This window comes from Deltaproteobacteria bacterium (assembly GCA_003696105.1).
In the GTDB taxonomy this organism is placed as follows: Bacteria; Myxococcota_A; Polyangia; order Haliangiales; family J016; genus J016.
In genome coordinates this window covers 1-2,903 of sequence record RFGE01000291.1, presented here as the reverse complement: position 1 = coordinate 2,903, position 2,903 = coordinate 1, and the positions used below count along the sequence as shown (strand labels likewise).

Genomic DNA, 2,903 nt, shown 5'->3' with positions numbered 1-2,903 from the left:
GCCCCGAGCCGCCCGCCACCGCGCCCGCCGCGCCGCCCGCCGCCGCGCCCGTCCCCGCGCGGCGCGCGCCGACCGACCAGGAGCAGACCGGTCGCTTCGAGCGCCCGCCGGCGGCCTCGGTCGACGACGGCTGGGGCGAGCCGGGCTCCACCATCCCGCCGCCGTTTCTCGGCGCCTACGAGGACGAGCCCAGCTCCCCCATCGGCATCCCGGTGCCCGACGTCGAGCCGCCCGGCGCCGAGCCCGACCCGACCCAGGTCGAGGCGCTCCGCCAGGCCGCGCACGACGCGTCCGTGCGCCGCCTCGCGGACGCGCTCGACGCGCTCGACCGCGCGACCCGCCGCGACGAGGTGATCGAAGCCGTCACCGCGTTTTTGGCCGCCGCGTTCCGGCGCACCGCGTTCTTCGCAGTCCAGCGGGGCGTCTTGCGCGCGTGGAGCGCCGCGGGCTCGGGCGTCGACCGGGACGCCTCGCTCGCGCTCGACCGCCCGTCGCTGTTTCAGGACATCGTCGCCACCCGGCTACCGTTCCACGGGCCGGTGCAGGACGCGACCGCGCGCGCGTTCGCGACCGCCGCGCTCGGCGTCGATCCCGTGGAGGTCACCGCCCTGCCCGTCTGCGTGCGCGATCGCGTCGTCGGCGTCGCGTACGGCGACGATCGCGTCCACCCGGTGTTCGACGAGCACCTCATCGAACTGGCGCGGTGCGCCGGCGCGGCGCTCGAGCGGATCATCGCGCGCCGCAAGACCGAACCTCCGGCGTAGCGCGCCGGGTGCAGCCCGCACGGTCGCGCCCGCGACGCGGCGCGGCGGCGCAGCGCGGTCCGCATTGTCGCCTGCGCGCCCGCGGCGCCCGCCGCTCGGCGTGCGCGACGGGCGGCGCGTCCGCGGCGCGTCACACCGCGCCCGTGTCGCCGGCGACGATCTGCTGCATAAGCAACTCTCTGCGATGGGCTTCCTTGCGCAGTTGTTGCCACAGCACCGGATAGCTCGCCACCACGCGATAGAACACATCCGGCTCGAGCACCGCCAGCTCGGTCGGTCCGGCGGCGGTCACCGTCGCGCGCGCGGTCCCGCCGCGAAGCAGCGACATCTCGCCGAAATACGACCCCTCGCCGAGACGTGCCAGCGACACCGGTTCGTCGCCCGGCCCGCGCTTGGTGACCTCCACCTCGCCGAGCACCACCAGATAGAAGCCGCCGGCGCGCTGTCCTTCTCGGATGATGCGCTCGCCGGTCGCGCACCGCCGCGGGCGAAACTGCGACAGCAACGCGGCGCGCTGCGGGTACGACAGCGGCTGGAAAAACGGTGCGGTCGCAAGCAACGTCGCCACGAGACGTTCGCGGAAGAATCTTCCCAGCGCCGGGCCGACGTCCGGGTGGGCGCGGGCCAGTTCCCGCAGCAACTGCTGCGAAATCTCGTACAGCTCGCTGTCCTCCGTCGCCTGCACCGTGGCGTGGCGCCGCCGGTCGGCGAGCAGCGCGAACTCGCCGAACACCGCGCCCGCGCCGAGGCGAGCGACCTCGATGAGCCCCGCTTCGCCGGACGGGTCGCGCTTGAGCACCCGGACGCCGCCGGCGGCGATCACGAAACACGCCGTGCCCGGCTCGCCCTCGCGGACGATCACGTCGCCCGCCGTCACGGCCACCAGCCGCATGCGGCGGACCAACTCCGACAGCGCCGGCTCGGGCAGGTCGGAAAACAGCGTCAACGGCGTATCGATCGCCGTACCGTCCGGCGCGAGCGCATCGACGGCCACCGCGAAGCCGCTGTCGTCATCGAACGGGGGCTCGTCCCACGCGGCGGCCGGCCGCTCGCCGGTCTGTTCCGCGTCCTCGTCGACGTCGCCGCCGGCCAGCCACGGCGGATCCTCCACCCGGGTCGCGTCGTCCGGCCCCGCACTGGCCGGCCGCGGCGCCGCGCGGGGGCCCCTGTGCGGATCGGTGGCGCGCTCGGCCGTCGCGTCGCCGGCCCCGTTCGAGCGCCGGCGCAACGTGTTGCGCGTGATCCGCCGGACCCGGACCGGCGGCGGCGTGTGCCCCGCCGGGCGCACCGCCGCCTCGCCGGCCGCCGCCAAAGAGTCGCCGAGTCGCGTCGCCTCGTCGAACACGCTCGGCGCGCGCGGCTCGGCCGCCGGCGGTGCCGGCGGCGCGCCCCACCGCCCGTCGGGAGCGATCGTCGTCACCGCGTCGTCGTCCACCTCGTCGTCGAGCACGGTCGCGCCGGCGCCGGCCGCGACGGATGGCAGCTCCGCCGAGGCCGTCCGACCGAGCGGATCGCTCACCCGCGGCACTCGCGGGTGCGGCGCGGTCACGACGCTCTCGTCGTCGTCGTCGACGGCCGGCGGCGGCAGCGGTGTCGGGGTGATCCGCAGCCGCGCCGAGCTGGTGCGGGGCGCGGCCGGCGGCGACATCGGCTGTGTCGCATCGATCGGCGCGTGCGCGCGCAGCAGGGACGAACGGCGGCGCCGGCGCGCGGGCGCCGGGCCGGCCGGCGGCACGCTCTGCGCCGACGCCCCCGGCGTGGCCAGCGACGGCACGTCCAGATCGAGCTCGGCCGTCGCCGGAGTCAGCCCCGAGCGGCGCCGGAAGTCTTCCGGGGACGGGGGCTTCGGGAGCGCGCCGGACGGCGGTGGCTCGACGACGCGCACGGAACGCGCCGCCGGCCCGGGCGCATCGTCCGCCGGCGCCGCGCGCCGCACCGCACCGTCGAGGTCGGCGAGCAGCCCATGCATCTCGCGATTCCCAGGCTCGATCTCGAGCGCGCTCTTGCATACGGCAATCGCCTGCTGCAGCCGGCCGCTGTCGCGGTACGTGAGCGCCACGCTGCGGTACAGCGCGACCGCGTCGTCGGTACGGCCGACCTCGCGCAACGCCGCGGCGAGCCGAAGCCGCAACACGAGGT

1 protein-coding gene and 1 pseudogene are annotated in these 2,903 nt (G+C 76.4%); both read right to left on the bottom strand.

What is annotated here, in order from left to right:
* Nucleotides 1-171 precede the first annotated feature (171 nt).
* A pseudogene (locus D6689_18505) lies at nt 172-267 on the bottom strand (tetratricopeptide repeat protein).
* Between the two features lie 627 nt (nt 268-894).
* On the bottom strand, nt 895-2,903 hold a 2,009-nt coding region (locus D6689_18500; GenBank protein RMH38833.1), incomplete at its 5' end, for a hypothetical protein.